We start from the raw sequence: 25,453 nt of genomic DNA, 5'->3' as shown, positions 1-25,453 counted from the left end.
ACGGCGGCATTAGAGGCAGTACCCTGTTAAAACGCTCATGCGGGTAACCCAGGTGAAACATCAGTGTAGTAAAATTACATTTCACTCCAGGTTTCGTTATCCGACGTTATCGCAACACCAATAATTTGCTTCACCAGTCAACGGAGTAATACATGTCCAGACGGCTCAGAAGAACCAAAATTGTTACCACCCTGGGTCCGGCTACTGACCGCGACAATAATCTGGAAAAGATCATTGCCGCAGGCGCAAACGTAGTTCGGCTAAACTTTTCCCACGGCACGGCAGAAGATCATCAGGCTCGCGCCGACAAAGTGCGCGAAATCGCTGCCAAGTTGGGACGTCACGTCGCTATTCTGGGTGACCTGCAAGGGCCGAAAATTCGTGTTTCCACCTTTAAGGAAGGCAAAATCTTCCTTAACATCGGTGATAAATTCCTGCTCGATGCCAACATGGCCAAGGGCGAAGGCGATAAAGAAAAGGTCGGTATCGACTATAAAGGCCTGCCTGCCGACGTGGTGCCGGGCGACGTACTGCTGCTGGACGACGGCCGCGTACAGTTGAAAGTGCTCGAAGTTCAGGGCATGAAAGTCTTTACCGAAGTGACCGTTGGCGGCCCGCTGTCCAACAACAAAGGCATTAACAAACTGGGTGGCGGCCTGTCCGCAGAAGCCCTTACCGAGAAAGACAAGGCCGATATCGTCACCGCAGCAAAAATCGGCGTCGATTATCTGGCGGTTTCCTTCCCGCGCACCGGCGAAGATCTGAACTATGCCCGCCGTCTGGCGCGCGATGCTGGCTGTCACGCCAAGATCGTTTCCAAGGTTGAGCGTGCCGAAGCCGTCTGCAGCGACGAAGCCATGGATGACATCATTCTGGCCTCCGACGTAGTGATGGTTGCCCGTGGCGATCTGGGCGTCGAAATCGGCGATCCTGAGCTGGTCGGCATCCAGAAAAAGCTGATCCGCCGTGCTCGCACCCTGAACCGTGCCGTGATCACCGCGACCCAGATGATGGAGTCGATGATCACCAACCCGATGCCGACCCGCGCCGAGGTAATGGACGTGGCGAACGCCGTACTGGACGGCACCGACGCCGTGATGCTGTCTGCCGAAACCGCCGCGGGTCAATACCCGGCCGAAACCGTAGCCGCAATGGCGCGCGTTTGCCTGGGCGCGGAGAAGATCCCAAGCATCAATGTGTCCAAGCACCGCCTGGACGTACAGTTCGACAACATTGAAGAGGCTATCGCCATGTCTTCAATGTACGCAGCCAACCACCTGAAAGGTGTTACCGCGCTGATTGCCATGACCGAATCCGGCCGTACCGCACTGATGATGTCACGCATCAGCTCCGGCCTGCCTATCTTCGCCATGTCGCGCCATGAACACACGCTGAACCTGACCGCACTCTATCGCGGCGTGACCCCGGTGTACTTCGACAGCCATAACGACGGTGTTATCGCCGCCAATGACGCGGTTAACCGCCTGCGTGATAAAGGCTTCCTGGTCTCGGGTGACCTGGTGATCGTCACCCAGGGTGACGTGATGGAAACCGTTGGCACCACCAACACCAGCCGTATTCTGCGCGTCGAGTAATCTGTCCTGCCGCCGGCCGTTAACGCGGCCGGCATTTTTTCCCGCACCGCCCTTTCCCCCTGTTAAACTCGTCGCCTGTCGCCACCATGGCAAACGGAGAGGCTTCGATGCTTCATCAACACCCACAGCAAAACCGCACGGCACAAAGTCTGGATCTGGACGGTCAGGGGCTGGAAAATCTGGACGATACCTGTCTACAAGGCAACTCACTGCTAAAAATCAGTCTGTATAACAATCGGCTTCGGCAATTCCCACGGCAGATTTTGCAGCATGCCGATCTGCAGGTGTTGAACATCTCTTGCAACCAACTCAGCGAACTGCCAACTGAAATAGGCCTGTTGAAACAGCTGGCCATGCTCGATTGCGGCCATAACCAGGCCAACCAGATACCGGCTGGGATCGGTGAGCTGCGTGAACTGACTTATTTATACCTCAGCGATAACGCCTTTCGCGATCTGCCCCTCGAACTGGGGCGGTTACATAAACTGCGGTATTTGAATGCGACAGATAACCAACTGAGCGAATTGCCTACGGCAATCGTACAACTCGGCGCGCTGCAGGAACTGCGGCTTTACAATAACCAGATTGCCTCGTTGCCTGAGACATTCGGCCAGTTGACCGCCCTGCGGGAACTGCACCTGATGAATAATCGTCTGGTTGCACTACCAGAGCAAATAGCCCAGCTCTCTGCGCTGAGGGTGCTGGATGTGGAAAATAACGCTATCAGCCAGCTGCCAACCACTTTGGGTCGGCTGGCCAACCTGACTCACCTCAACCTCAGAACCAACCGCCTGCAACAGCTACCGACGTCTTTTGGTCAGCTTAAGGCACTGACCACGTTGGATCTGCGCGCTAACCGCCTAAGCGCCCTGCCTGACAGCCTGGCCGAGTTAACCCAGTTACAGCGGTTGGATCTGCGCTGGAACAACTTTGCCGAAATACCTGCCGTGCTGGAGCCGCTGATTGCCCAAGGTTGCCTGGTGCATATTTGAACCGCCAGAAACAGCAAGGGCCAGTCACCCACAGATGACTGGCCCTTGGCTCGACGCCAAAACTGAGCTTAGCGGTATAAATCGTCGCGTGAATAGGGTTCGATTTCCCCTTCTTTGCGCGTTTTCAGCAGCTTGAGGATCCAGGTGTACTGTTCCGGGTTGGGACCTACCAGATTCTCCACTTCTTCATTCATCCGGCGGGCAATGGTGCGATCGTCGGCCGTCGCCAGGTCGTCCATCGGCGGACGTATATGGATATCGAGCATGCTGGTTTTGCCGTCATAGACCGGGAACAGCGGCACAATGGCCGCACGACAGACCTTCATCAGACGCCCGACAGCAGGCAGCGTAGCTTTATAGGTCGCAAAGAAATCCACGAATTCGCTGTGTTCTGCTCCGTGATCCTGGTCCGGCAGATAATAGCCCCAATACCCCTGACGCACAGAACTGATAAACGGCTTAATGCCGTCATTGCGCGCGTGCATGCGACCGCCGAACTTGCGACGTACGGTGTTCCACAGATAATCGACCAGCGGGTTGCTTTGGTTATGGAACATCGCCGCCATCGGCTGACCACGAGCTGCCATCAGCATCGCCGGAACATCCACCGCCCACCCGTGTGGTACCAGGAAAATCACGTTACGCCCTTCTTCACGGATTTTATCCAGCACTTCTTCACCGTGCCAGCGAACGCGCTTCAACACTTTCTCAGGTTGGGTACAGGCCAGCTCCGCCATCAAGATCATCGATTGCGGTGCGGTGGCGAACATCTCGTCGATGATATGTTCACGCTCATTTTCGGGCAGCTCAGGCAGGCAGTACAACAGATTGATGCGCGCACGGCGTCGAGCGCCTTTTGCCACCTTGCCGGCCAGTTTACCTACGGCGCCGAGCACCGGATCGCGCAGACGTGCAGGCACCAGTGAAATACCGGCCATTAACCCGGTTCCCAGCCAAACGCCCCAGTAGCGCGGATGGTAAAAGGCTTTCTGAAATTGCGGAATGAACTCTAGGTTCGATTTTTTCTCGTTTTGCATGCACAAGCTCTTAACATAGCGGTTCGGCTAATCATAATTGCAAAGGGTGATTTTGCAATTCACAACGGCGAAGCACCAATATAAAACAACATCGGCCCGTAATCAGGCCGATGGAATCACTGGCGCGGTAACGCGCCGGGGCAAAGGGATCAATCCAGCTGCAGCTGAGGCACCACTTCTTTCACCTGCGCCAGATAATCGCTGCGATCTTTACCACTTAGCCCTTCTGAACGCGGCAGTTTCGCCGTCAGCGGGTTGACCGCCTGCTGGTTGGTCCACATTTCGAAGTGCAGATGCGGGCCGGTGGAGCGCCCGGTGTTACCGGATAGCGCGATGCGATCACCCCGTTTCACCTTCTGGCCTGGCTTAACCAACAGCTTTTTCAGGTGCATATAACGCGTGGTGTACTGGCGACCATGGCGGATGGCCACGTAGTTGCCCGCGGCACCGCTGCGTTTGGCGATCAACACTTCACCGTCGCCCACCGCCAGCACCGGAGTACCGACCGGCATCGCGAAGTCGACGCCTTTGTGCGGCGCAATGCGCCCGGTGACCGGATTCACACGGCGTGGGTTGAAGTTTGAAGAGATGCGGAACTGCTTCATGGTTGGGAAACGCATAAAGCCGCGCGCCAGGCCCGAGCCCTGACGATCGTAGAATTTACCGTCTTCGGCACGGATGGCGTAATAGTCTTTGCCGCCGGTGCGCATACGCACACCCAGCAGCTGACTTTGTGCGCTCTTGCCGTCAAAGTGTTCGCGGGACATCAGTACCGAGAACTGATCCCCTTTGCGCAGTTTGCGGAAATCCAACTGCCACTGCAGCGCTTTGATCACCGCATTGATTTCAGCACGGCTCAGACCGGCATCGCCGGCGCTGCTGACGAAACTGCCGTTCAGACGGCCGCTGATCACATTGTTGCGCCATTCGCCCTGCTGCGACTCCTGGGTTTCTTTGAAGTTGTTACCTACGCGGTCATAGGTGCGGGTTTCACGCCGGGAAACTTCCCAGGTCAAACGCTGCAGATCGCCGGCATCGTTCACCGTCCATGACAGCTGCTGGCCAATTTTCAGATTACGCAGATCGCGGTTTTGCGATGCCAACAGCGTGACATCCGACATATCTATGCCGTATTGGGTCAGAATGCTGCCCAGCGTATCACCGGTAGAAACAACATATTCATGCACGCCATCCTCGCCGGCGACCTTCTGGTCCAGCTCATCCTGTGGGATGTCATCATCGGGGGTGGCTTGGTCGAGATCGATCGGTTCGCTGGCTTCTGGCAGCAAGGATCGTAACTGGCTGGATTCTAACTCAATGCTTTTAACGATGGGGTTATGTTCTGGGTGATAAACAAAAGGCCGCCAGACGGCAACGGCCAATGTAACCACTGTCAGCGACCCCAGCATGACGCGGTGGGGCCGTGGCAGATTGTTATACGCCAGAGCGATAGTTCGGACTATCTGCTGCACTCGATTTTATCCTCATAATCTTTACTTCAGGCAGCTCACGTACTGGTTTGACAGCTGAGTCAGGAAGTTCCCGTAGCTGTCTTTCCCCAGTGCGATGCCGGTGCCCAGCGGGTCCAGCGTTCCAGAACGCACTTTGGTCCCTTTGGCAACGGCATTGATTACGGCCGGCCTGAATTGTGGCTCAGCAAAAACGCAGACTGCTTTCTGCTCAACCAACTGTGTTCGAATTTGGTGTAAGCGCTGTGCTCCAGGTTGGATTTCGGGATTCACGGTGAAATGGCCCAGCGGGCTCAAACCGAAATGTTTCTCAAAATAGCCGTAAGCATCATGAAAAACAAAATATCCTTTGCCTTGCACAGGCTTGAGCATGTTACCAACATTTTTGTCAGTTTGCGTCAGTAGATTCTCGAACTGGCGCAGGTTTGCGTCTAATTTGTCCTTATTCTGTGGCATAAGTTCCAATAACCTGTCGTGAATCGCGATCGCGGTCACTTTTGCCACTTCCGGAGACAGCCAAACGTGCATGTTATATTCGCCATGATGGTGCCCATCGCCCTCATCGTGATCGGCATGATTATGCGCATCCGTTGCATGATCATGGTCGTGTTCATGCTCATGATCGTCGTCTTCGCCCTTCATCAACAGCGGTTTTACTCCGCTCAGTTCGCTGATGGCCAATTGACGATTAGCCGACACCGGCGTTAGGGATTTTGTCAGAAAAGCTTCCATATCCGGGCCTACCCACACCACCAGATCGGCGGCACGCAGGCGTTGGATATCGGAAGGTCGCAAGGCGAAATCGTGCGGCGAGGCGCCATCCGGCAGCAGCACCTCGGTCGGCGTTACGCCATCGGCGATAGCGGAGGCGATAAAGCCCAGTGGGCGAATGGATGTCACTACCGCCGCAGAGGCGCTGCTCAGCGGTCCGGCCATCATCAGTGCGCTAGCCAGCAACGTGCGCTGCAGCCATTTATTTTTATGTGCCATTATCAGTAATCCCGTCGTTTTCATCAGCGAGGCGTGATATTATAACATTCGGTTAGTTCTGCAAAATGTAATCATGAGATGTCCACACTGACAACGCTAAAAAATATCTCCGTCTCCTTTGGTAACCGTAAGGTGCTGTCGAATATTTCGCTCAGCCTTCAACCGGGCCGTATTCTGACGCTGCTCGGCCCAAACGGCGCGGGCAAATCCACGCTGGTACGCGTGGTACTCGGGCTGGTTGCGCCAACGGAAGGTACGCTGGAACGCGAACCGGGCCTGCGTATCGGTTACGTGCCGCAAAAACTGCACCTTGACGCCACCCTGCCACTCACCGTAAGCCGCTTTATGCGCCTGAAACCCGGCGTAAAGAAAGCCGATATTCTGCCCGCGCTGAAACGTGTGCACGCAGCGCACCTGCTCGATCAGCCGATGCAAAAACTCTCCGGTGGCGAGAATCAGCGCGTACTGCTCGCGCGGGCGCTGCTGAACAAACCGCAACTGCTGGTGTTGGATGAGCCAACGCAAGGGGTTGACGTCAACGGCCAACTGGCGCTGTACGATCTTATCGACCAACTGCGCAAAGAACTGGGTTGCGCGGTTCTGATGGTCTCCCATGACTTGCATCTGGTGATGGCGAAAACCGATGAAGTGCTGTGCCTCAACCAACACATCTGCTGTTCCGGCGCACCGGAAGTGGTCTCGATGCATCCTGAATTCATCGCCATGTTCGGCAACCGCGGTGCGGAACAATTGGCGGTCTATCGTCACCACCATAATCACCGTCACGACCTGCAAGGACGAATTGTGTTGAAGAAAACCGGGGGCCGTGAGGCATGATCGAACTGTTATTACCCGGCTGGCTGGCCGGGGTGTTATTGGCCGCCGCCGCCGGTCCATTGGGCTCCTTTGTGGTCTGGCGCCGGATGTCCTATTTTGGCGATACCCTGGCACACGCCTCTTTGCTGGGCGTGGCCTTCGGGCTGCTGCTGGACGTAAATCCTTTCTATGCGGTGATTGCCGTGACGCTGGTGCTGGCGCTGGTGCTGGTGTGGCTGGAGCGTCGTCCGCAACTTTCCGTTGACACCCTGCTCGGTATTATGGCGCACAGTGCGCTGTCGCTGGGGTTGGTGGTGGTGGCGCTGATGTCCAACGTGCGGGTCGACCTGATGGCCTATCTGTTTGGCGACCTGCTGTCGGTTACCTTCACCGATATCTGGATGATTGCCATTGGGGTCAGCGTCGTACTGTTGATCCTGTGGTGGCAGTGGCGCAACCTGCTGTCGATGACCGTCAGCCCAGAGCTGGCACATGTTGACGGGGTCAATCTGGTCCGTGCTCGTACCGTACTGATGCTGGTTACCGCCCTGACCATTGGTCTGGCGATGAAATTCGTCGGCGCGCTGATCATCACCTCACTGCTGATCATTCCGGCCGCTACCGCACGGCGCTTCGCCCGAACCCCTGAGCAAATGGCCGCCTACGCGGTGCTGGTGGGTGTGCTGGCAGTGACCGGTGGATTGGCCTTCTCGGCATTTTACGATACCCCGGCCGGCCCATCGGTGGTACTGAGTGCGGCGGTGCTGTTCGTCCTGAGCTTGTCCAGGAAGCAGCAAGCCTGATTTCCCTCTCGCAGATAGCAAAAGGGCCGCAATTAGCGGCCCTTTTTAATGCGGATTACGGCGTAATATTTACTCTTCGCGCACCATGCCAAAGTGCTTATAGGCATGATTGGTGGCCATGCGCCCGCGCGGCGTGCGCTGGATGAAACCTTGCTGGATCAGAAACGGCTCGATCACGTCCTCGATAGTTTCCCTTTCCTCGCCGATCGCTGCCGCCAGGTTGTCCAGGCCCACAGGGCCGCCGGTGAACTTGTCGATTATCGCCAACAACAGCTTGCGGTCCATGTAATCGAAGCCTTCGGCGTCAACGTTCAACATATCCAGCGCCTGCATCGCCACCTCGCCATTGATCACGCCATTGGCGCGGACTTCGGCAAAATCGCGTACCCGACGCAGCAAACGGTTGGCGATACGCGGTGTACCGCGCGCACGGCGAGCCACTTCATGTGCGCCCTCGTCCGACAGATCCAGCCCCAGACAGTTAGCGCTGCGTGAAACGATGTGCTGCAGATCGGCAACCTGATAAAACTCCAGACGCTGCACAATGCCGAAGCGATCGCGCAGTGGCGAAGTCAGGGAACCGGCGCGGGTGGTTGCCCCCACCAGCGTGAACGGCGGCAAATCGAGTTTGATCGAGCGTGCTGCCGGGCCTTCACCGATCATGATATCCAGTTGGTAATCTTCCATCGCCGGATACAGCACTTCTTCCACTACCGGAGACAGACGGTGGATTTCATCGATAAAAAGGACGTCGTGCGGTTCCAGGTTGGTCAGCATCGCCGCCAGATCGCCCGCCTTTTCCAGCACCGGCCCGGAGGTGGTGCGCAGGTTAACGCCCATTTCATTGGCAACGATGTTGGCCAGCGTGGTTTTCCCTAACCCGGGCGGGCCGAAGATCAGCAAATGGTCCAGAGCGTCGCCACGCTGCTTGGCAGCCTGGATAAAGATTTCCATCTGCTCGCGGACATGCGGCTGACCGACATACTCCGTCAGCAGCTTCGGCCGGATGGCGCGATCAAGAATTTCTTCTTCATTGATCGGCTCGGCAGAAATCAGGCGATCGGCTTCAATCATTCTCTACCCCTTATCGGCGCTTACAGCGCGGCACGCAGCGCGTCGCGGATCAGGGTTTCGCAATCTGCACCCGGCTTGGCGATTTTACTGACCATGCGACTGGCCTCCTGCGGTTTGTAGCCCAGCGCCACCAGCGCAGAGGCCGCTTCGGCTTCCGCATCCAGTTCGGCCGCCTTCGCCGCTGTGGCAGGAAGCGTGATTTCACTGCTGCTGTTGAACAGATCGCCATTAAGCCCTTTGAAGCGGTCTTTCATTTCGACCACCAGGCGCTCTGCGGTTTTCTTGCCTACGCCCGGCAATTTTATCAGCGACGTGATCTCTTCACGCTCAACCGCGCTGACAAACTGCTGCGCTGACATGCCGGACAGAATGGCCAGCGCCAGCTTAGGGCCAACGCCGTTCACTTTAATCAGTTCGCGAAACAGCGCGCGCTCTTGTTTATCGTTGAAGCCATACAGCAGTTGGGCATCTTCGCGCACCACAAATTGGGTAAACACGATAGCCTCTTGCCCCAGCTCGGGCAGTTCATAAAAGCAGGTCATCGGCATATGCACTTCATAGCCCACGCCGTTTGCCTCCAGTAATACCAGTGGCGGTTGCTTTTCCAGAATATAACCTCTGAGACGACCTATCATTTACCCTCCTGCTGAATTCCTGAGCATGACCTTCTGCCATGCCGTGCTGCTAAAGCTTATAACATAAAAAAGGCTGGATGAATATCCAGCCTCATACTGCTGACAAAATCCTCTATATTTAACATCAGCGATCTGAGTGCTAATAAAAACAAAGGATGATGTCTACAGGTTTACCCCAAACATCCGAAAACCACGCTTTTCGGGTGTTTGTTATCAAACTAAGGCTGGATGAATATCCAGCCTCGGAACTGATTAAGCGTTACTTTAAACGTCCACGCGCCAGGTTCAATCGCCCTTCGCTCATCCGCAGCACGTTTTGGCTGAGGTGACAGTGGGTAATGGCGATCGCCAGCGCATCGGCGGCATCGGCCTGAGGATTGGCCGACAGCTTAAGCAGCGAGCGCACCATATGCTGCACCTGTGCTTTTTCGGCCGCGCCGGTACCGACCACCGTTTGTTTAACCTGACGTGCCGCATACTCAAACACTTCCAAATTCTGGTTCACGGCAGCAACAATAGCCACGCCGCGCGCCTGCCCAAGCTTGAGCGCCGAATCCGGGTTTTTCGCCATAAACACCTGTTCAATAGCGAAAAAGTCTGGTTTAAACTGGGTAATGATTTCACTGACGCCCGCATAAATCAGCTTTAAGCGCGTCGGCATGTCATCCACTACGGTACGAATACAACCGCTGGCAATATAGCTCAACTGGCGGCCCTGCTGACGAATCAGGCCGTAACCGGTGACGCGCGATCCGGGATCGATACCGAGTATGATCGTCATCCCTACACCCACCTTGCGTTAAGCATTAACTTCGCCAGGCGCTGCCACAAGACAGCGCCGTACTTCAACCCCATTACAGCGTCGCAGCAACCTCGTCGGAGATCTCACCGTTGTGGTAAACCTCCTGCACGTCGTCGCAGTCTTCCAGCATGTCGATCAGGCGCAGCAGCTTAGGCGCGGTTTCTTCATCCATATCGGCTTTGGTCGATGGGATCATGGAAACTTCTGCCGATTCGGCGGTGAAACCGGCAGCGGTCAGCGCGTCTTTCACTTCACCCAGGTTTTCCCAGGCGGTGAAGACGTCGATAACGCCATCGTCGTAGCTGACGATATCTTCAGCGCCGGCTTCCAGCGCAGCTTCCATCACCACGTCTTCATCCAGGCCCGCTGCGTAAGTGATCACGCCCTTCTTGGTGAACAGGTAAGCCACGGAGCCGTCGGTGCCGAGGTTACCGCCACACTTGGTGAAGGCATGACGCACTTCCGCCACGGTACGGTTGCGGTTGTCACTCAGGCACTCGATCATGACGGCAGTGCCGCCCGGGCCGTAGCCTTCATAAATGATGGTTTCCATATTGGTATCATCATCACCGCCTACCCCACGCGCGATGGCACGGTTCAGGGTGTCGCGCGTCATGTTGTTGGACAGCGCCTTGTCGATCGCCGCACGCAGACGCGGGTTAGCCCCCGGATCGCCACCGCCCAGTTTCGCGGCGGTCACCAGCTCGCGAATAATTTTGGTGAAAATTTTACCGCGCTTGGAATCCTGCGCTGCTTTACGGTGCTTTGTGTTGGCCCACTTACTATGACCTGCCATAAAAAATCTCCGAAAAAAATTACTGGACTGAATTAATCACAAACTCTTCAATCGCCTGCTGATTGCTCCAGGACTTGGTCAACTTCACGGCTTCCGCCGCCTCAAGCCACTGGTAGGCGTGATGCTCGGTAATCACCGGATCGCGCTCTTCAGGCAAAGCCAGACAGAACCAGTGCTCTTTATTGCGCGTGGTTCCCGGGGCATAGCGATGTCGCAAATGGACAAAGAGTTCAAACTCCACACAGCGCTGGCAATCGAACAACGGCAGTTTCTCTGCTTCGATATCGATGCCGACTTCTTCCATGACCTCACGCCGTGCGGCATGCGGCGGCGACTCATCTTCCTCCAGGCTGCCGGTCACCGACTGCCAGAATTCGGTATCATCGCGCCGCTGTAACATCAGCACCCGACCACTGGATTTGGCATAAATCACTACCAGAATAGACTCGGGACGCTTGTAGTTCATTACTGGTTCTCTACATTTGAATCGTCAGTCGCTTTCTTTACCACGCTGATTGCCAGCTCCTGCAGCGACGCCGGGTTCGCGAAGCTTGGTGCTTCGGTCATCAAGCAGGCCGCAGCGGTGGTTTTCGGGAAGGCGATCACGTCACGAATGTTGTCGGTGCCGGTCAACAGCATCACCAGACGGTCCAGACCGAAGGCCAAACCGGCGTGCGGCGGCGTACCGTACTTCAACGCGTCCAACAGGAAACCGAATTTTTCGCGTTGCTCGTGTTCGTTAATACCCAGAATGCTGAATACCGTCTGCTGCATTTCGCTACGGTGAATACGCACGGAACCGCCACCCACTTCGTAGCCGTTAATCACCATGTCGTAGGCGTTGGCGATGGCATTGATTGGCGTGTTGGCCAGCTCTTCCGGGCTCATGTCGCGCGGTGCGGTGAACGGGTGGTGCATCGCTGCCAGACCACCTTCGCCGTCTTCTTCGAACATCGGGAAGTCCACGACCCACAGCGGTGCCCAGCTGTCCAGCTTGGTCAGTTCCAAATCGCGGCCCAGCTTCAGACGCAGCGCGCCCATCGCATCGGTGACAATCTTGAAGCTGTCGGCGCCGAAGAACAGAATGTCGCCGCTCTGCGCGTTGGTACGCGCCAGAATTGCTTCCAGCACTTCTGCGCTGAGGAATTTAGCAATCGGGCTCTGTACGCCTTCCATGCCGGCGGCGCGGTCATTGACCTTCAGCCAGGCCAGGCCTTTGGCACCATAGATGTTAACGAAAGCGCCGTACTCATCGATCAGCTTACGGGTCAGCTGCGCACCACCTGGTACACAGATCGCGGCAACGCGGCCTTTGGCATCGTTAGCCGGGCCGGAGAACACCTTGAATTCCACATCCTTCACCAGATCGGCAACGTCCACCAGCTCCAGTGGGTTACGCAGGTCCGGCTTGTCCGAGCCATAGCGACGCATGGCTTCTTCGAAGGTCATAACCGGGAAATCACCCAGATCTACGCCCTTCACGTCCAGCCACAGTTCACGCGCCAGTTTCTCCATCACTTCACGCACCTGATCGGCGGTCATGAAAGAAGTTTCCACGTCGATCTGGGTAAATTCAGGCTGACGGTCCGCACGCAGGTCTTCGTCGCGGAAGCATTTGACGATTTGGTAGTAGCGGTCGAAACCGGACATCATCAACAGCTGTTTAAACAGCTGCGGCGACTGTGGCAACGCATAAAACTTGCCTTTATGTACGCGGCTCGGGACCAGATAGTCACGGGCGCCTTCCGGCGTGGCCTTGGTCAGCATCGGGGTTTCGATATCGAGGAAACCGTGGCTATCCATAAAGCGGCGCACAAAGCTGGTGATTTTGGCACGGGTTTTCAGGCGATCGGCCATTTCCGGGCGACGCAGATCCAGGTAGCGGTATTTCAGGCGCGCTTCTTCGGTGTTGACCTGGTTGGAATCCAGCGGCAGTGGCTCGGAGCGGTTGATGATCTCCAGTGCATGGGCGAACACTTCTACTTCACCGGTAGCCATATCTTTATTGATCTGGCTGTCCGGACGGGCACGCACGGTGCCGACGATCTGGATGCAGAATTCATTGCGCAGGTCGTACGCCTTGTCGAACGCGGCCTTCTGGTCCGGATCGAAGAACACCTGCACGATGCCTTCGCGGTCGCGCATATCAATAAAGATCAGGCCGCCCAGATCGCGACGACGGTTGACCCAACCACACAAAGTGACTTCCTGGCCCACGTGAGACAGATTCAACTGCCCGCAATATTCAGTACGCATACGCTATCCTTTTGGCTTAAGCCGATGCCGCGCGGGCTTTTGGCGCCTGCCACGCGGCTGTTTTCTGATGAACTCAATACCCGTCATCTTTCAAGTTGCAGCGTTGTTATCTGCACTCTCTCACCCCAGTGACTTACTCAAGTAGGCACCAGAGGCGAGATAGCTGGCTGCCTGGCTGCAACTCGAAAGCTATAGGGTATATTTACTTGCCCGGTTTGAAGTCGGTTGCATACCAACCGGTACCCTTTAACTGGAAACCGGTGGAAGAAATCAGCTTGGTTAACGCGGGCTGCCTACACGCCGGACAATCCGTCAGCGGCGCATCGGAAAATTTTTGCAACTTCTCTAACCGGTGGCTGCAAGCACCACATGCATATTCATAAATCGGCATAGGTCGTTGGAGTAAAGTGAGCTGAAAAAAGGCGATCATTATAAAGGAAATTCATGCGCCAGATAAGTGCGAACACAGCTTTGTTGCAGCACTAAATGGTGTGTTTTTGCCCGAAGTAACACATTGATTAACAAATTTCTCATTAACCGGTGATGCTTTTTTCACGTAGCCTGAATCGATGCTTGTTTAGCGCGCTATCCAAGCTGCGCGTATTTCATCCACCTTGTCACGAGATATTTCCATGTTGAAACTTGATGCTCACACCACCGCACTGGTATTAATTGATTTGCAAAACGGCATCCTGCCCTTCGCCGGTGGCCCACACAGCGCCGAAAGCGTGGTGGCCAATGGCGCGCAGTTGGCGGCACATTTCCGTTCGCTGGGGGCACCGGTGATCCTGGTACGCGTCGGCTGGTCCGACTCTTTCGCCGAAGCGCTGAAACAGCCGGTGGACAAACCGTCTCCCGCCCCTGCCGGCGGATTGCCTGCCAACTGGTGGGAATTCCCGGCATCCCTGGCGGTGAGCGACCGCGACATTCTGGTGACCAAGCGCCAATGGGGTGCGTTTTACGGCACCGATCTTGACTTGCAACTGCGTCGCCGTGGCATTAAATCGGTGGTGCTGGGCGGTATCTCCACCAATATTGGCGTGGAATCTACGGCTCGCGCGGCCTGGGAACACGGCTACGAGTTAGTGATAGCCGAAGATCTCTGCAGTGCGCAAAATGCTGAAATGCACCAGTTTGCTTTCGATAATATCTTCCCGCGGTTGGCGCGTGTTCGCAGCACCCGCGAAATTGTTGCCGCACTCGACCAGTAACGCTAACTTGTAGGGGCGCCGCCTGCTGCGCCCACCTTTGACTGGCAGGGAAAATTAAGGAAGATGCTAGCTTGATGTATATCGGACTCCCACAGTGGCAACACCCGGCCTGGAATCGTATCGGGCTGCGCGATCTGGCGGATTACAGCCGCTATTTTAACTGCGTGGAAGGCAATACCACCTTCTACGCGTTACCCAAACTGGAAATAGTCCAGCGCTGGCGCGATATGACCACCGATGATTTTCGCTTCTGTTTCAAGTTCCCCGCCACCGTCAGCCATCAGGCTGCACTGCGTAACTGCGCCGCCGATCTGCAGGCATTTTACCACTGCCTGGGTCCGGTGCATCAGCGCATAGGCCAGCTGTGGCTGCAATTGCCTGCGGCGTTCGGCCCGGCGGAATTACCGGCGATGTGGCAGTTCTTCGACGCTTTGCCGAAAGAGTTTACCTATGGCGTGGAAGTGCGGCATCCGGCGTTTTTCGACAAAGGCGAGGAAGAGCGGCTGCTGAATCAGGGGTTACACCAGCGGGGTATCAACCGGGTGATCCTCGACAGCCGGCCGGTGCATCACGCCCTGCCCAACAGCGCCGCCGTCCGCGATGCCCAGCAGAAAAAGCCCAAGCTGCCGGTGCATGCTCTGGTCACCGCCAACAATCCGCTGGTACGTTTCATCGGCGGCGATGTGCTGCAAGATAACCTGAGCTGGTTTGACGCCTGGCAGCAGAAATTGCCCGTTTGGCAGCAACAGCACCAACCTTTTCTGTTTATACATACGCCGGATAATGGTGATTCCCCCCAACAGGCACAGAAAATCTGGCAGCAGCTGTATCAGGCTATTCCGAATTTACCCCCTCCACCGGACTGGCCGGAGCAGGATGCGCTGTTTTGACCGATTAATCTGACCAATTACATCAGATTTTTCCTCGCGACAGTGATTGCAATGGCGGCTATGATGCTGGCTGCCAGTTTTGGTTAGGGAATGGAGTTAAAAATGGTAAGCGCGCTTTATGTAGTGCTCGGCGCATTGTTGTTGATCAAACTCTCTTATGACGTGGTTAGGTTAAGGATGCAATACCGTGTCGCCTACGGGGACGGCGGTTTTTATGAGCTGCAAACTGCAATCCGCGTTCACGGCAATGCCGTAGAATACATTCCTATCGCCGCAGTGCTGTTGGTGATCATGGAGATGAACGGCGCTGAAATATGGATGATCCATATTTGCGGTCTGATGCTGATGGCCGGCCGTTTGGTGCATTACTACGGTCTGCGTAACCGCGAGGTGCGCTGGCGTCGATCGGGCATGGCGGCCACCTACATTTCGCTGGTGTTAATGGTACTGGCCAATATTTTCTATCTGCCATGGGATCTTATTTTTAGCCTGCATTAATCCCCTGTTCGTCCTCAGGCGGCTACGCCGCCTGCTTCCGCTGCGCTTTTTGTCATTATCTGTTAGAATACGCCCCTTCGAATTCTGAACCGATTTTCCGCTATGCCAAACCGCGATACTCTTTTTTCTGCCCCGATCGCCAAATTGGGCGACTGGACCTTCGACGAACGCGTCGCTGAAGTGTTCCCCGACATGATCCAGCGTTCCGTTCCAGGCTATTCCAATATCATTTCCATGATTGGCATGCTGGCCGAGCGTTTCGTGCAGCCCGACAGTCGGGTTTACGACCTGGGATGTTCGCTGGGTGCAGCCACGCTGTCGATGCGGCGGAATATCAAGGTGACGGGTTGCAACATCATCGCCGTCGACAACTCTCCGGCCATGGTCGAGCGCTGCCGCCGTCATATTGATGCCTTCCGCGCCGACACCCCGGTAGACGTTATCGAAGCCGATATCCTTGATATCAACATCGAAAACGCCTCGATGGTAGTCCTGAACTTTACCCTGCAATTCCTCGAACCCGCCGACCGCCTGCGCCTGCTGGAACAGGTTTACCGCGGTCTGCGCCCAGGCGGCGCACTGGTACTGTCGGAGAAGTTCAGCTTTGAAGATGCCGATGTCGGCGAATTGCTGTTCAACATGCATCACGATTTCAAACGTGCCAACGGTTACAGCGAGTTGGAAATCAGCCAGAAGCGCAGCATGCTGGAAAACGTCATGCTGACTGACTCCGTGGACGCCCACAAAGCCCGTCTGAAACAGGCCGGTTTTGAGCATGCGGAAGTCTGGTTCCAGTGTTTTAACTTCGGTTCACTGATCGCGTTGAAAGCGGGAGCCGCAGCATGATTGAGTTTGGCGATTTTTATCAACGCATCGCGAAAAGCAACCTCAGCCACTGGCTGGATACCCTGCCGGCACAGCTCAGCGCCTGGCAGCGCGAGTCGCTACACGGTAAATTCAAGCAGTGGTTTAATTCGGTTGAACATTTACCGGCACTGACCCCCACCCAGCTTGATTTGTTGCACGGCGTCCGTGCCGAGATGGAACCCCCTTTGTCGCCGGGCCAGTTGGAAGGCATTGAAAAGATGCTGCGCACCATGATGCCGTGGCGCAAAGGCCCGTTCTCACTGTATGGCATCGATATCGACACCGAATGGCATTCCGACTGGAAGTGGGATCGCGTATTACCGCACATTTCACCGCTGGCCGGTCGTACCATTCTTGACGTCGGCTGCGGCAGCGGTTATCACCTGTGGCGCATGGTTGGCGCGGGTGCGCATCTGGCGGTGGGCATAGATCCGATGCAGCTGTTCCTGTGCCAATTCGAAGCGGTGCGTAAGCTGTTGGGCGGCGATCAACGCGCCCACCTGTTGCCGCTCGGTATTGAGCAACTGCCCGAGCTGGCGGCGTTCGACACGGTGTTTTCGATGGGCGTGCTGTACCATCGCCGCTCGCCGCTGGACCATTTGTATCAGTTGAAAAACCAACTGGTTTCCGAAGGTGAGCTGGTATTGGAAACGCTGGTGGTGGAAGGCGATCGCCATCAGGTTCTGGTACCCGGTGACCGCTACGCGCAAATGCGTAACGTCTACTTTATTCCGTCAGCCGAAGCATTGAAATGCTGGCTGGAGAAGTGCGGTTTCGTCGACGTTAAAATCGCCGACATGTGCGTCACCAGCACCGAAGAGCAACGCCGCACAGATTGGATGACCAGTGAGTCACTGGCCGAATTTCTTGATCCACAAGACCCGAGCAAAACCGTCGAAGGCTACCCCGCGCCCTTGCGTGCCGTACTGGTAGCCAGGAAGCCCTAAAGTGAAAAACGTCATCACCTCGTCCCTATCGGGGTGATGACGTTACGCCCGTTATTTTCGCCAGGCCTCCAGCAAGTCCTTTTCCAGCACGCCGCTGGATTTGCATTCAAAGGGTTTCACTTTGTCATTGCCATCCGCAGCCGTCAGCCCGGCAACCCCGCTAACCTGCACCATGACATGACTTCCCTCCCCGGCGCTATAAATCTGCGCCAGTATTCGATATTCCTCCGTCAGATTCGACGGGGTCGCCTGGTCGGTGCAATCCAGATAAAGCCCCGCCAGTTCGGCCTCGCTCCCGGCAGCCCCGATAACGCCAAGGCGACTGTCGGTCAACGTTGGGGTTATCCCTTTCGCGCTGAAAATGGCCAGGGTGCGCGTGAACAGCTCATCCGGTTTTCGGTTACCGATCAGGCTGCCGTCATCGGCTGCCGAAGGAACGGATGCATCACCTGTCGTGCCCTCGGCAGGTTGATTACCGGCTTTTGTCGGCCCATACACCGACACGCAACCTGTCAGCATCAGCAATGCGATAGCGGTTAGTCGTCTCATCGCCATTCACCTGTAATACAAAGAGGCACAGGCGCTTAAACAACAAATCAGCGATACAATCATCAGATAACGCATGCCACTCTCCTTAGCGGTAATAAGCTGCGACGCAGCCGGACAATGCAAGACAGGCCATCAACAACAAAATCAAATAACACTTCATGACTCCTCCATAACCGTACAAATCCCTGTGTTTTATGCAGCCATGCAAGCTGGCTGACGACAGAGGTTATTGCACTTGTTATGGCGCCGTCATTGGACGCCATCAGTGCCAGCGCTGACAGGGCAAGGTCGTCGGGGATCATGGAAATAAAAAAGCCCCGGCAGGAAAACCGGGGCTTGCGGGTTAGCAATGCGTTTTAGGCGCTTTGCGCCAGGGGATCAACCAGAGCCAACGAGTTTTTCATCGCCTCTACCATTTCGCCATCCACGCAATAGTGGCTGAACTCGTCAAACTCGCTGTCGGAACACATAGTGACACCCGCTTTACGATAGCGCATGGTCGAAGGCACCGCATGGCCAGAGGAGCTGTGCAGCTCCTGAATACCAATATCGACAAACTTGTGCAGATTACTGAGCCGCACGCCGGCACCAGCCATAATCACCGGTCCCTGGCTGGCCTGCACCAGATCGCGCAGTAAGGGCAATCCCAATTCCGCATTTTGCTGCTGGCCTGAGGTGAGTATCCGCGCCACGCCCAACTGCGTCAGTTGATCGAGCGCCACCAGCGGATTTTGGCACATGTCGAAAGCGCGGTGGAACGTCACCGCCATATTACCGCTCAAACGCATCACTTCTTGCATGCGCGGCAGATCGATATGCCCTTCTTCATCCAGCATGCCCACCACCACACCGGCAAAGCCCATATCGCGGATCTGGGCAATATCATGCTTGATCACGTCAAAATCCACCGCACCGTAGCAAAAATCCCCACCGCGTGGACGAACAATAGGGTGCACCGGCACACCGATCCTGTCGCGTGCCAGACGTAAAGAGCCATAGCTTGGCGTCAAGCCGCCCTCACTTTGGCTGGCACATAACTCTATGCGATCGGCACCTGCCCGCTCGGCCGTCAGCGCGCAATCGACGCTATAGCAGCAAACTTCCAGTTTAATCATTGTCACCCCCAGATGACGGCTAACTTGCGACGGCCATTGTTAATTTTTCAATTTCTCATTTAGGCTCATAGTAAGCATAAGCCAGCTCAGGGTAGTAACTATGGCATTCAATTTTGATCTATGGGTAGACCGCAGTCACAGTGACAGCGTTAAGTGGGATAAATATCGCGACCGCGACGTTATTCCGCTCTGGGTTGCCGATACCGACTTCCCGTCAGCGCCGGCAATTATTGATGCCTTGCAGCAGCGCGTCGCTCATGCCGTATTCGGCTACGGTCATCCCTCCCCTGAGCTGATTGAGGTTTTTACCCGCCGTATGCTAGAGCGCTACGGCTGGCATATCAATCCTGAATGGCTGGTTTTCCTGCCTGGCCTGGTTTGCGGCCTGAATTTATGCGTGCGGGCTTTTACCACCGAGGGAGAAGGCACTCTGGCCCCCTCGCTAATCTACCCGCCGTTTCGTAAAGCAGCGAAATTTTCTGGCCGCACACAGCTACCGGTGCCGTTGATGCTGCAGGACCGGCGCTGGCTATTGGATTTCAGCACTGTCGAAGCACAGCTCAGCGGTGCAGAGAGATTATTGATGCTGTGCAACCCGCAAAACCCGGGCGGCACCGTCTACCGCAGACAAGAGCTGTTGCAACAGCATGAGTTTGCCAAAAACCATAATCTGGTTGTTTGTTCAGATGAAATTCATTGCGATCTGTTGCTTGAACCGGGTTGTGAACACATCCCCTTCGCCACGTTGAATGATGATGCCGCCCAGCGCAGCGTCACGCTGATGTCGCCGTCAAAAACCTTCAATATCGCCGGTCTTGGTGCCTCAATGGCAATTATTCCCAACCCGGAGCTGCGCAAGAAGCTGGTCCTTGCGCGCAGCGGTATTGTGCCGGAGGTGGATGTGCTCGCATTGGTTGCTGCGCAGGCCGCTTACCAACATGGGCAAGAGTGGCTGGACGAACTGTTGGTTTATCTACGCGCAAACCGTGATTGGGTGATCGAGCGTATTAATGCCATGCCAGGGCTGGCACTGCAGCCCATCGAAGCCACCTATCTGGCCTGGATAGACTGCAGCCAGCTGCCGGTCGATAACCCGCACGCCTTCTTTGAACAGGCCGGCGTAGGATTAAGCCCGGGTCTGGATTTTGGCAACCGGCGCTTTGTCCGGTTGAATTTTGGTTGTCGGCGCGAACTGCTCAGCCAGGCGCTAGACCGCATGCTGCTGGCCACCCGCTCGCTGCAGCCCAATTAACCCTGTTCGCTGGCGACAATGTCCCGGATGGAATAAGGATGGAATTTGATCGTCACGGTGCCGTCGGTGATCGCCAGCGTTGGATTCGGTAAACGTTCGCCTTCTCCCTTTGGTGAGCTTTGTTTCAGTTTGATGCCCGGAGCCAGCAGCGCTTCATCCGGCAAGTGGGCCAACGCACGCGCATAAAGCGTGGCCGGTTCGCCGCTAAGCACCAGCTCTACGTGTTCCCAACCTTCGTGCGGATAGCGCTTGTCTCCGGGATAAGGCAGCTCCACGCAGTCGATCTGCCAAGGCCCCACCTTAAGTGGCTGCTGAAGATCAAACAGGCAAATCGGACGGCCATTGATCATCGCCTCTGACAGCAGTGAACCACACTGCTCTAACCCCAGTCGCCAGCGTTCAGCGGTAGTGTTTTGATGGCAGCGCAGCGAAACGTGGTCTGCAGTGAACTGGGACAGATCCAGCTGCAGTTTTTCAGCAAACTGGCTCAGCGCCTGCTCAAAACGCGGCAGATCCAGCGCTAAATCGTGAAGTTCGGCAATGGCCGGAAAGCTAGTCATAGGGTCCTCGAAACAACAAAAGCGGTTTTCAGGGGGGTAATTTACACGCCTGAGACGTTGCTATCCACCTGACCGGTCCGGGAAACTGAAATTTTTAACCTCAAAATGCGCAGGGTAAAATGCCCTCCCGTGAAGTCCGGCCAAAGTACAAAAGGAGTATTAACGCAGAAGCTATTATCTGCTTCATTTGACATCAGCCAAGATCCAATTTCAGATGAAAGTTAACGCATAAGTTTATAGCTTTTTCTTATGATTGACGGATTGAGAATATTACTAACTTATTAAGCCTGATAATTCACCTGCTCTGGTATTCATATATGCTTAAAAAATAGTTAACGCTAGCGTAGTAAAAAGGCCATAAAAAATACGTGAAAATAAAAAAAACAATAAATACAATGATTTATATAAATTTATTTTATTTGCAATCTGAGAATCTTCCTAAACATCCCGTGGGTAATTGCGTGAAAATATCAATTAGGCTACTTTAGTGAAAATTGAGCCGGAGACGATCCTTTATGTTCCTTTTAATAATATCCCTGTTATTAGTGATTATTGCCGCCTATGCGATATACCGTCACTTCAAATCACGTCGCAATAATACGCTGGACGCTGGGCGCAGAAACAAAAAACACTAAGTTTGCTATTTGATTTTTCCATGAGCTTATTCTTTTTGTCCGTCTGAATTATCCGCTCCGTGACCCATTCTCCTCGCCCCTTCGTGGGCCAGCCACGATGCAATGCCTTATCACGCCGTCTTTCACCTTCCCCCGCGCCAACTGCTGACGTAACCCATCAGATCGGTTACAATTACAGGCTGTTTTGTGGTGGGTCGGCGTGTTGACGCGTGGCCAGTAAAACCACCTTTGAATCCCGCAGGGGCATGGCATACGGCCCCTCGTTCGTCATTAAGGTAACCCGGTGAATATTCAGGTTCTTCTTTCAGATAAAGTCAGCCAGGCGCTGATTGCCGCAGGCGCGCCAGCCGATTGCGAAGCGCAGGTCCGTCAGTCCGCAAAAGCGCAGTTTGGCGACTATCAGGCCAATGGCGTGATGTCCGTTGCCAAGAAACTCGGCATGCCGCCACGCCAGTTGGCGGAAAAAGTGGTGCAACTGCTTGATCTCGGCGACGTCGCCAGCAAAGTGGAAATTGCCGGTCCAGGCTTTATCAATATCTTCCTGAACAGCGACTGGGTCGCGCAGCAAACTGATTTGGTGCTTGGCGCGCCAAAACTGGGCATTGCTCCCGTCAAACCGCAGACCATCGTGATTGACTACTCTGCGCCCAACGTGGCGAAAGAAATGCACGTCGGCCACCTGCGCTCCACCATTATCGGTGATGCTGCGGCACGCACTCAGGAATTCCTGGGGCATAAAGTGATCCGCGCCAACCACGTGGGTGACTGGGGTACCCAGTTCGGCATGCTGATTGCCTATCTGGAAAAAATGCAGAACGAAAACGCCAGCGATATGGGCCTGTCCGATCTGGAGCAGTTCTATCGTGAAGCAAAGAAACACTATGATGAAGACGCCGAGTTCGCCGAACGCGCCCGTGCCTACGTGGTAAAACTGCAAGGCGGCGATCAATACTGCCTGAAGATGTGGCGTAAGCTGGTCGACATCACCATGGCGCAGAATCAGCTGACCTATAACCGCCTGAACGTCACCCTGACCGAAGACGATGTAATGGGTGAAAGCCTGTACAACGCGATGCTGCCGGGCATCGTGGCCGATCTCAAGGCCAAGGGGCTGGCGGTAGAAAGCGAAGGCGCCACCGTGGTGTTCCTCGACGAATACAAGAATAAAGACGGCGAGCCTATGGGTGTCATTATCCAGAAGAAAGATGGCGGCTACCTGTACACCACCACCGACATCGCCTGTGCAAAATACCGCTATGAAACGCTGGGCGCCGACCGCGTGCTCTACTACATCGACTCACGCCAGCATCAACATTTGATGCAGGCCTGGACCATCGTGCGTAAAGCCGGTTATATCCCAGACTCCCTCTCGCTGGAACACCACATGTTCGGCATGATGCTGGGTAAAGACGGCAAGCCGTTCAAAACCCGTTCAGGCGGCACGGTGAAACTGTCCGATCTGCTGGATGAAGCGGTCGATCGTGCAGGCAAGCTGATCGCCGAGAAAAACCCGGACATGCCAGCGGAAGAGATGCAAAGCCTGGCCAATGCCGTAGGCATTGGTGCGGTTAAATACGCCGACCTGTCGAAAAGCCGCACCACCGACTATATCTTCGACTGGGACAACATGCTGGCGTTTGAAGGCAATACCGCGCCTTACATGCAATATGCTTATACCCGTGTGGCTTCCGTATTCAAACGTGCCGGTGTCGACGAAAGTAATCTGACCCTGCCGCTGGTGATGACCGAAGAGCGCGAAATTGCGCTGGCGACCCGCCTGCTACAGTTTGAAGAAGTGATCACCACCGTGGCGCGCGAAGGTACCCCGCACGTGATGTGTAGCTACCTGTACGATCTTGCGGGCCTGTTCTCCGGCTTCTACGAGCACTGCCAGATCCTGAATGCAGACAGCGAAGAAGCGCGCCAGAGCCGCCTGAAGCTGGCACTGTTAACCGCCAAAACGCTGAAAATCGGTCTGGATACGCTGGGTATCGAAACCGTCGAACGTATGTAAGTCATCACGCTGAATACGAAAAAGGGTCGCCGAGGCGACCCTTTTTATGTTCTGAAAGTGGGAAAGCCCAGTTACGCCACTCGCCGAGCAAAATCGCGCGGACGGAAACCCAAGCCGGCCAATACGCCGAAGTAAGCCACAATACCTGCTACCACTACCACTGTCAGACGCAGCAGACGCGCCAGCATATTGCCCTGATCCCAGGCAGGCATCAGCCACATCACCCCGACCAATACTACCGACATCACGATCACCGCAATCACCAGTTTAGTCAGGAACAGAGCCCAACCCGGTTGCGGGTGGAAAATCTTCTGCTTGCGCAACTGCCAATACAGCAGCGAAGCGTTAATACAGGCTCCCAGACCAATCGACAGCGAAAGCCCCGCATGCTTTAACGGACCGATAAACATCAGGTTCATCACCTGGGTTAAGATCAACGTGATAATGGCAATCTTAACCGGCGTTTTAATGTCCTGACGCGAATAGAACCCTGGCGCCAACACCTTCACGACGATCAATCCCATCAGTCCCACCGAATAGGCCACCAGCGCACGCTGGGTCATGGCGGCATCGAAGGCGTTGAACTTGCCGTACTGGAACAAAGAGACGGTCAGCGGCTTGGCCAGAATGCCCAGAGCTATGGCGCTCGGCAGCGCCAGCAGGAAGCACAGGCGCAGCCCCCAATCCATCAAACGCGAATATTCATCGTGGTTGCCGCTGGAAAAACTTTTCGCCAGCGACGGCAACAGGATGGTTCCCAGCGCCACGCCCAGTACGCCGGAGGGGAATTCCATCAGGCGGTCGGCATAGTACATCCAGGACACCGAACCGGAGACCAGGAAGGAGGCGAAAATGGTATTGATGATCAGTGAGATCTGGCTGACCGAGACGCCGAAAATGGCTGGCCCCATCTGACGCATCACTCGCCATACGCCCGCGTCACCAAGTTTGAGGCGCGGAAGCACCAGCATGCCGATCTTCTTCAGATGCGGGAGCTGGTAGCCCAATTGCAGCACGCCGCCCACGACGACCGCCCAGGCCAGCGCCATCACCGGTGGATTGAAGTAAGGTGCGGCAAACAGCGCGAACCCAATCATGCTGACGTTAAGCAACGTCGGCGCAAACGCCGGGATCGAAAAACGGTTCCAGGTATTAAGGATTGACCCCACCAATGACGCCAGCGAGATCAGCAGAATATACGGAAAGGTCACCCGCAGCAGCGACGAGGTCAACGCGAATTTGTCCGGCGAATCGACAAAGCCCGGCGCGGTAATGTAAATCACCCATGGGGCGGCCAGCATCCCCAACACCGTCACCACGGCCAACACCAGCGTCAGCAGTCCGGAAACGTAAGCGATAAAGGTACGCGTTGCTTCTTCTCCCTGCTGGCTTTTGTATTCGGCCAGGATCGGGACAAAGGCTTGCGAAAAGGCCCCCTCGGCGAAGATGCGCCGCAGCAGGTTAGGCAGTTTGAACGCCACGAAGAAGGCGTCCGTTGCCATACCGGCACCAAATACCCGCGCCACGATGGCGTCACGGGCAAAGCCCAGCACCCGTGAAAACATCGTCATAGAGCTGACGGCTGCCAGTGATTTTAGTAGGTTCATGTGGTTTTTTGATGTGCCCTGTAAATGTCGACGCCTGCATCAG

General features: G+C 55.4%; 25 protein-coding genes. 11 read left to right on the top strand and 14 right to left on the bottom strand.

The annotated features are described in order from the left end of the window. Window positions 1-152 precede the first annotated feature (152 nt). Together pyk and AC1RKG_RS10725 are read left to right on the top strand one after the other, a co-directional pair. Window positions 153-1,595 (top strand): pyruvate kinase, encoded by a 1,443-nt coding sequence (gene pyk, locus AC1RKG_RS10730; RefSeq protein ID WP_020827254.1) that lies wholly within the window; start codon window positions 153-155, stop codon window positions 1,593-1,595. A gap of 107 nt (window positions 1,596-1,702) precedes the next feature. Continuing rightward, a complete protein-coding gene (locus AC1RKG_RS10725; protein WP_493182976.1) occupies window positions 1,703-2,587 on the top strand; it encodes a leucine-rich repeat domain-containing protein in 885 nt (294 codons plus the stop codon). 68 nt (window positions 2,588-2,655) lie between these two features. On the opposite strand, the gene lpxM is transcribed toward AC1RKG_RS10725, so the two are convergent. The 3 genes from lpxM to znuA form a co-directional block, all read right to left on the bottom strand. Then, complete coding sequence (gene lpxM, locus AC1RKG_RS10720; protein WP_020827256.1) at window positions 2,656-3,624, bottom strand: lauroyl-Kdo(2)-lipid IV(A) myristoyltransferase; 969 nt, start codon at window positions 3,622-3,624, stop codon at window positions 2,656-2,658. A gap of 149 nt (window positions 3,625-3,773) precedes the next feature. Then, window positions 3,774-5,096: a murein DD-endopeptidase MepM gene (gene mepM / locus AC1RKG_RS10715; RefSeq protein ID WP_041414635.1), complete on the bottom strand. Its 1,323-nt coding sequence runs from the start codon at window positions 5,094-5,096 to the stop codon at window positions 3,774-3,776. A gap of 21 nt (window positions 5,097-5,117) precedes the next feature. Beyond that, window positions 5,118-6,083 carry a zinc ABC transporter substrate-binding protein ZnuA gene (gene znuA / locus AC1RKG_RS10710; RefSeq protein ID WP_046373347.1) on the bottom strand — a complete coding sequence of 322 codons (966 nt, stop codon included), beginning with the start codon at window positions 6,081-6,083 and terminating at the stop codon, window positions 5,118-5,120. A gap of 78 nt (window positions 6,084-6,161) precedes the next feature. Between znuA and znuC the strand changes: the two genes are divergently transcribed. Both znuC and znuB read left to right on the top strand, forming a co-directional pair. Further along, entirely contained in the window at window positions 6,162-6,920 is a 759-nt protein-coding gene (znuC, locus tag AC1RKG_RS10705; RefSeq protein ID WP_020827259.1) for a zinc ABC transporter ATP-binding protein ZnuC, read from the top strand. Then, window positions 6,917-7,702, top strand: a complete 786-nt coding sequence (znuB, locus tag AC1RKG_RS10700; RefSeq protein WP_020827260.1) for a zinc ABC transporter permease subunit ZnuB — start codon at window positions 6,917-6,919, stop codon at window positions 7,700-7,702. Before znuC ends, znuB begins: the two co-directional genes overlap by 4 nt. Before the next feature lie 69 nt (window positions 7,703-7,771). Here the strand turns inward: znuB and ruvB are convergent, their stop codons facing one another. The 7 genes from ruvB to AC1RKG_RS10665 form a co-directional block, all read right to left on the bottom strand. Then, window positions 7,772-8,776 carry a Holliday junction branch migration DNA helicase RuvB gene (gene ruvB / locus AC1RKG_RS10695; protein WP_020827261.1) on the bottom strand — a complete coding sequence of 335 codons (1,005 nt, stop codon included), beginning with the start codon at window positions 8,774-8,776 and terminating at the stop codon, window positions 7,772-7,774. A 20-nt stretch (window positions 8,777-8,796) separates the two neighbouring features. Further along, entirely contained in the window at window positions 8,797-9,411 is a 615-nt protein-coding gene (ruvA, locus tag AC1RKG_RS10690) for a Holliday junction branch migration protein RuvA (RefSeq protein ID WP_020827262.1), read from the bottom strand. A 259-nt stretch (window positions 9,412-9,670) separates the two neighbouring features. Further along, window positions 9,671-10,192, bottom strand: a complete 522-nt coding sequence (gene ruvC / locus AC1RKG_RS10685; protein ID WP_020827263.1) for a crossover junction endodeoxyribonuclease RuvC — start codon at window positions 10,190-10,192, stop codon at window positions 9,671-9,673. 73 nt (window positions 10,193-10,265) lie between these two features. Beyond that, on the bottom strand, window positions 10,266-11,009 hold the full coding sequence (locus AC1RKG_RS10680) for a YebC/PmpR family DNA-binding transcriptional regulator (RefSeq protein WP_020827264.1): 744 nt from the start codon (window positions 11,007-11,009) through the stop codon (window positions 10,266-10,268). 19 nt (window positions 11,010-11,028) lie between these two features. Then, window positions 11,029-11,475 carry a dihydroneopterin triphosphate diphosphatase gene (nudB, locus tag AC1RKG_RS10675; RefSeq protein WP_020827265.1) on the bottom strand — a complete coding sequence of 149 codons (447 nt, stop codon included), beginning with the start codon at window positions 11,473-11,475 and terminating at the stop codon, window positions 11,029-11,031. After that, window positions 11,475-13,265, bottom strand: a complete 1,791-nt coding sequence (gene aspS / locus AC1RKG_RS10670; RefSeq protein WP_020827266.1) for an aspartate--tRNA ligase — start codon at window positions 13,263-13,265, stop codon at window positions 11,475-11,477. Before aspS ends, nudB begins: the two co-directional genes overlap by 1 nt. A 202-nt stretch (window positions 13,266-13,467) precedes the next feature. Further along, on the bottom strand, window positions 13,468-13,656 hold the full coding sequence (locus AC1RKG_RS10665) for an FmdB family zinc ribbon protein (RefSeq protein WP_041415442.1): 189 nt from the start codon (window positions 13,654-13,656) through the stop codon (window positions 13,468-13,470). Between the two features lie 241 nt (window positions 13,657-13,897). Between AC1RKG_RS10665 and AC1RKG_RS10660 the strand changes: the two genes are divergently transcribed. From AC1RKG_RS10660 to cmoB, 5 genes are all read left to right on the top strand, one after another. Continuing rightward, window positions 13,898-14,476, top strand: a complete 579-nt coding sequence (locus tag AC1RKG_RS10660) for a hydrolase (RefSeq protein ID WP_116690313.1) — start codon at window positions 13,898-13,900, stop codon at window positions 14,474-14,476. Window positions 14,477-14,550: 74 nt separating this feature from the next. Further along, the gene (locus tag AC1RKG_RS10655) at window positions 14,551-15,366 is read left to right on the top strand and encodes a DUF72 domain-containing protein (RefSeq protein WP_493182973.1); all 816 of its coding nucleotides are present in this window, start codon (window positions 14,551-14,553) and stop codon (window positions 15,364-15,366) included. A gap of 102 nt (window positions 15,367-15,468) precedes the next feature. Continuing rightward, entirely contained in the window at window positions 15,469-15,864 is a 396-nt protein-coding gene (locus AC1RKG_RS10650; RefSeq protein WP_020827270.1) for an MAPEG family protein, read from the top strand. 102 nt (window positions 15,865-15,966) lie between these two features. Next, window positions 15,967-16,710 carry a carboxy-S-adenosyl-L-methionine synthase CmoA gene (gene cmoA / locus AC1RKG_RS10645; protein ID WP_122079619.1) on the top strand — a complete coding sequence of 248 codons (744 nt, stop codon included), beginning with the start codon at window positions 15,967-15,969 and terminating at the stop codon, window positions 16,708-16,710. Then, on the top strand, window positions 16,707-17,678 hold the full coding sequence (gene cmoB, locus AC1RKG_RS10640) for a tRNA 5-methoxyuridine(34)/uridine 5-oxyacetic acid(34) synthase CmoB (RefSeq protein WP_020827272.1): 972 nt from the start codon (window positions 16,707-16,709) through the stop codon (window positions 17,676-17,678). The genes cmoA and cmoB overlap by 4 nt, the downstream gene beginning before the upstream one ends. Window positions 17,679-17,729: 51 nt before the next feature. On the opposite strand, the gene AC1RKG_RS10635 is transcribed toward cmoB, so the two are convergent. Then, window positions 17,730-18,227 carry a hypothetical protein gene (locus AC1RKG_RS10635; protein WP_142815085.1) on the bottom strand — a complete coding sequence of 166 codons (498 nt, stop codon included), beginning with the start codon at window positions 18,225-18,227 and terminating at the stop codon, window positions 17,730-17,732. 356 nt (window positions 18,228-18,583) lie between these two features. Next, complete coding sequence (gene cutC / locus AC1RKG_RS10630; protein ID WP_122079622.1) at window positions 18,584-19,342, bottom strand: copper homeostasis protein CutC; 759 nt, start codon at window positions 19,340-19,342, stop codon at window positions 18,584-18,586. A gap of 100 nt (window positions 19,343-19,442) precedes the next feature. Here cutC and AC1RKG_RS10625 point away from each other — a divergent pair, with 100 nt between their 5' ends. Beyond that, window positions 19,443-20,594: a MalY/PatB family protein gene (locus tag AC1RKG_RS10625; protein ID WP_493182969.1), complete on the top strand. Its 1,152-nt coding sequence runs from the start codon at window positions 19,443-19,445 to the stop codon at window positions 20,592-20,594. On the opposite strand, the gene AC1RKG_RS10620 is transcribed toward AC1RKG_RS10625, so the two are convergent. Continuing rightward, window positions 20,591-21,154, bottom strand: a complete 564-nt coding sequence (locus tag AC1RKG_RS10620; RefSeq protein WP_122079624.1) for a VOC family protein — start codon at window positions 21,152-21,154, stop codon at window positions 20,591-20,593. The two genes, AC1RKG_RS10625 and AC1RKG_RS10620, sit on opposite strands and share 4 nt — an antisense overlap. Before the next feature lie 918 nt (window positions 21,155-22,072). Here AC1RKG_RS10620 and argS point away from each other — a divergent pair. Continuing rightward, entirely contained in the window at window positions 22,073-23,803 is a 1,731-nt protein-coding gene (gene argS, locus AC1RKG_RS10615; RefSeq protein WP_020827278.1) for an arginine--tRNA ligase, read from the top strand. 71 nt (window positions 23,804-23,874) lie between these two features. On the opposite strand, the gene murJ is transcribed toward argS, so the two are convergent. Further along, entirely contained in the window at window positions 23,875-25,410 is a 1,536-nt protein-coding gene (gene murJ / locus AC1RKG_RS10610; protein WP_493182967.1) for a murein biosynthesis integral membrane protein MurJ, read from the bottom strand. Window positions 25,411-25,453: the final 43 nt, after the last annotated feature.

This window comes from Serratia sp. GW822-FHT06D09 (assembly GCF_058799515.1).
The sequence above is the reverse complement of the archived record's forward strand: the minus strand, read 5'-3'. Positions and strand labels throughout refer to the sequence as shown.

Bases quoted from the DNA above. Each gene is read 5' to 3' on its own strand.
- AC1RKG_RS10725 (WP_493182976.1), top strand. From the start codon at position 1,703: ATGCTTCATCAACACCCACAGCAAAACCGCACGGCACAAAGTCTGGAT.
- AC1RKG_RS10625 (WP_493182969.1), top strand. From the start codon at position 19,443: ATGGCATTCAATTTTGATCTATGGGTAGACCGCAGTCACAGTGACAGC.
- znuA (WP_046373347.1), bottom strand. From the start codon at position 6,083: ATGGCACATAAAAATAAATGGCTGCAGCGCACGTTGCTGGCTAGCGCA.
- AC1RKG_RS10680 (WP_020827264.1), bottom strand. From the start codon at position 11,009: ATGGCAGGTCATAGTAAGTGGGCCAACACAAAGCACCGTAAAGCAGCG.
- nudB (WP_020827265.1), bottom strand. From the start codon at position 11,475: ATGAACTACAAGCGTCCCGAGTCTATTCTGGTAGTGATTTATGCCAAA.
- ruvB (WP_020827261.1), bottom strand. From the start codon at position 8,776: ATGATTGAAGCCGATCGCCTGATTTCTGCCGAGCCGATCAATGAAGAA.
- AC1RKG_RS10660 (WP_116690313.1), top strand. From the start codon at position 13,898: ATGTTGAAACTTGATGCTCACACCACCGCACTGGTATTAATTGATTTG.
- cmoB (WP_020827272.1), top strand. From the start codon at position 16,707: ATGATTGAGTTTGGCGATTTTTATCAACGCATCGCGAAAAGCAACCTC.
- pyk (WP_020827254.1), top strand. From the start codon at position 153: ATGTCCAGACGGCTCAGAAGAACCAAAATTGTTACCACCCTGGGTCCG.
- cmoA (WP_122079619.1), top strand. From the start codon at position 15,967: ATGCCAAACCGCGATACTCTTTTTTCTGCCCCGATCGCCAAATTGGGC.
- ruvA (WP_020827262.1), bottom strand. From the start codon at position 9,411: ATGATAGGTCGTCTCAGAGGTTATATTCTGGAAAAGCAACCGCCACTG.
- AC1RKG_RS10665 (WP_041415442.1), bottom strand. From the start codon at position 13,656: ATGCCGATTTATGAATATGCATGTGGTGCTTGCAGCCACCGGTTAGAG.
- znuB (WP_020827260.1), top strand. From the start codon at position 6,917: ATGATCGAACTGTTATTACCCGGCTGGCTGGCCGGGGTGTTATTGGCC.
- AC1RKG_RS10635 (WP_142815085.1), bottom strand. From the start codon at position 18,227: ATGAGACGACTAACCGCTATCGCATTGCTGATGCTGACAGGTTGCGTG.
- ruvC (WP_020827263.1), bottom strand. From the start codon at position 10,192: ATGACGATCATACTCGGTATCGATCCCGGATCGCGCGTCACCGGTTAC.
- AC1RKG_RS10650 (WP_020827270.1), top strand. From the start codon at position 15,469: ATGGTAAGCGCGCTTTATGTAGTGCTCGGCGCATTGTTGTTGATCAAA.
- aspS (WP_020827266.1), bottom strand. From the start codon at position 13,265: ATGCGTACTGAATATTGCGGGCAGTTGAATCTGTCTCACGTGGGCCAG.
- lpxM (WP_020827256.1), bottom strand. From the start codon at position 3,624: ATGCAAAACGAGAAAAAATCGAACCTAGAGTTCATTCCGCAATTTCAG.
- cutC (WP_122079622.1), bottom strand. From the start codon at position 19,342: ATGATTAAACTGGAAGTTTGCTGCTATAGCGTCGATTGCGCGCTGACG.
- murJ (WP_493182967.1), bottom strand. From the start codon at position 25,410: ATGAACCTACTAAAATCACTGGCAGCCGTCAGCTCTATGACGATGTTT.
- AC1RKG_RS10620 (WP_122079624.1), bottom strand. From the start codon at position 21,154: ATGACTAGCTTTCCGGCCATTGCCGAACTTCACGATTTAGCGCTGGAT.
- AC1RKG_RS10655 (WP_493182973.1), top strand. From the start codon at position 14,551: ATGTATATCGGACTCCCACAGTGGCAACACCCGGCCTGGAATCGTATC.
- znuC (WP_020827259.1), top strand. From the start codon at position 6,162: ATGTCCACACTGACAACGCTAAAAAATATCTCCGTCTCCTTTGGTAAC.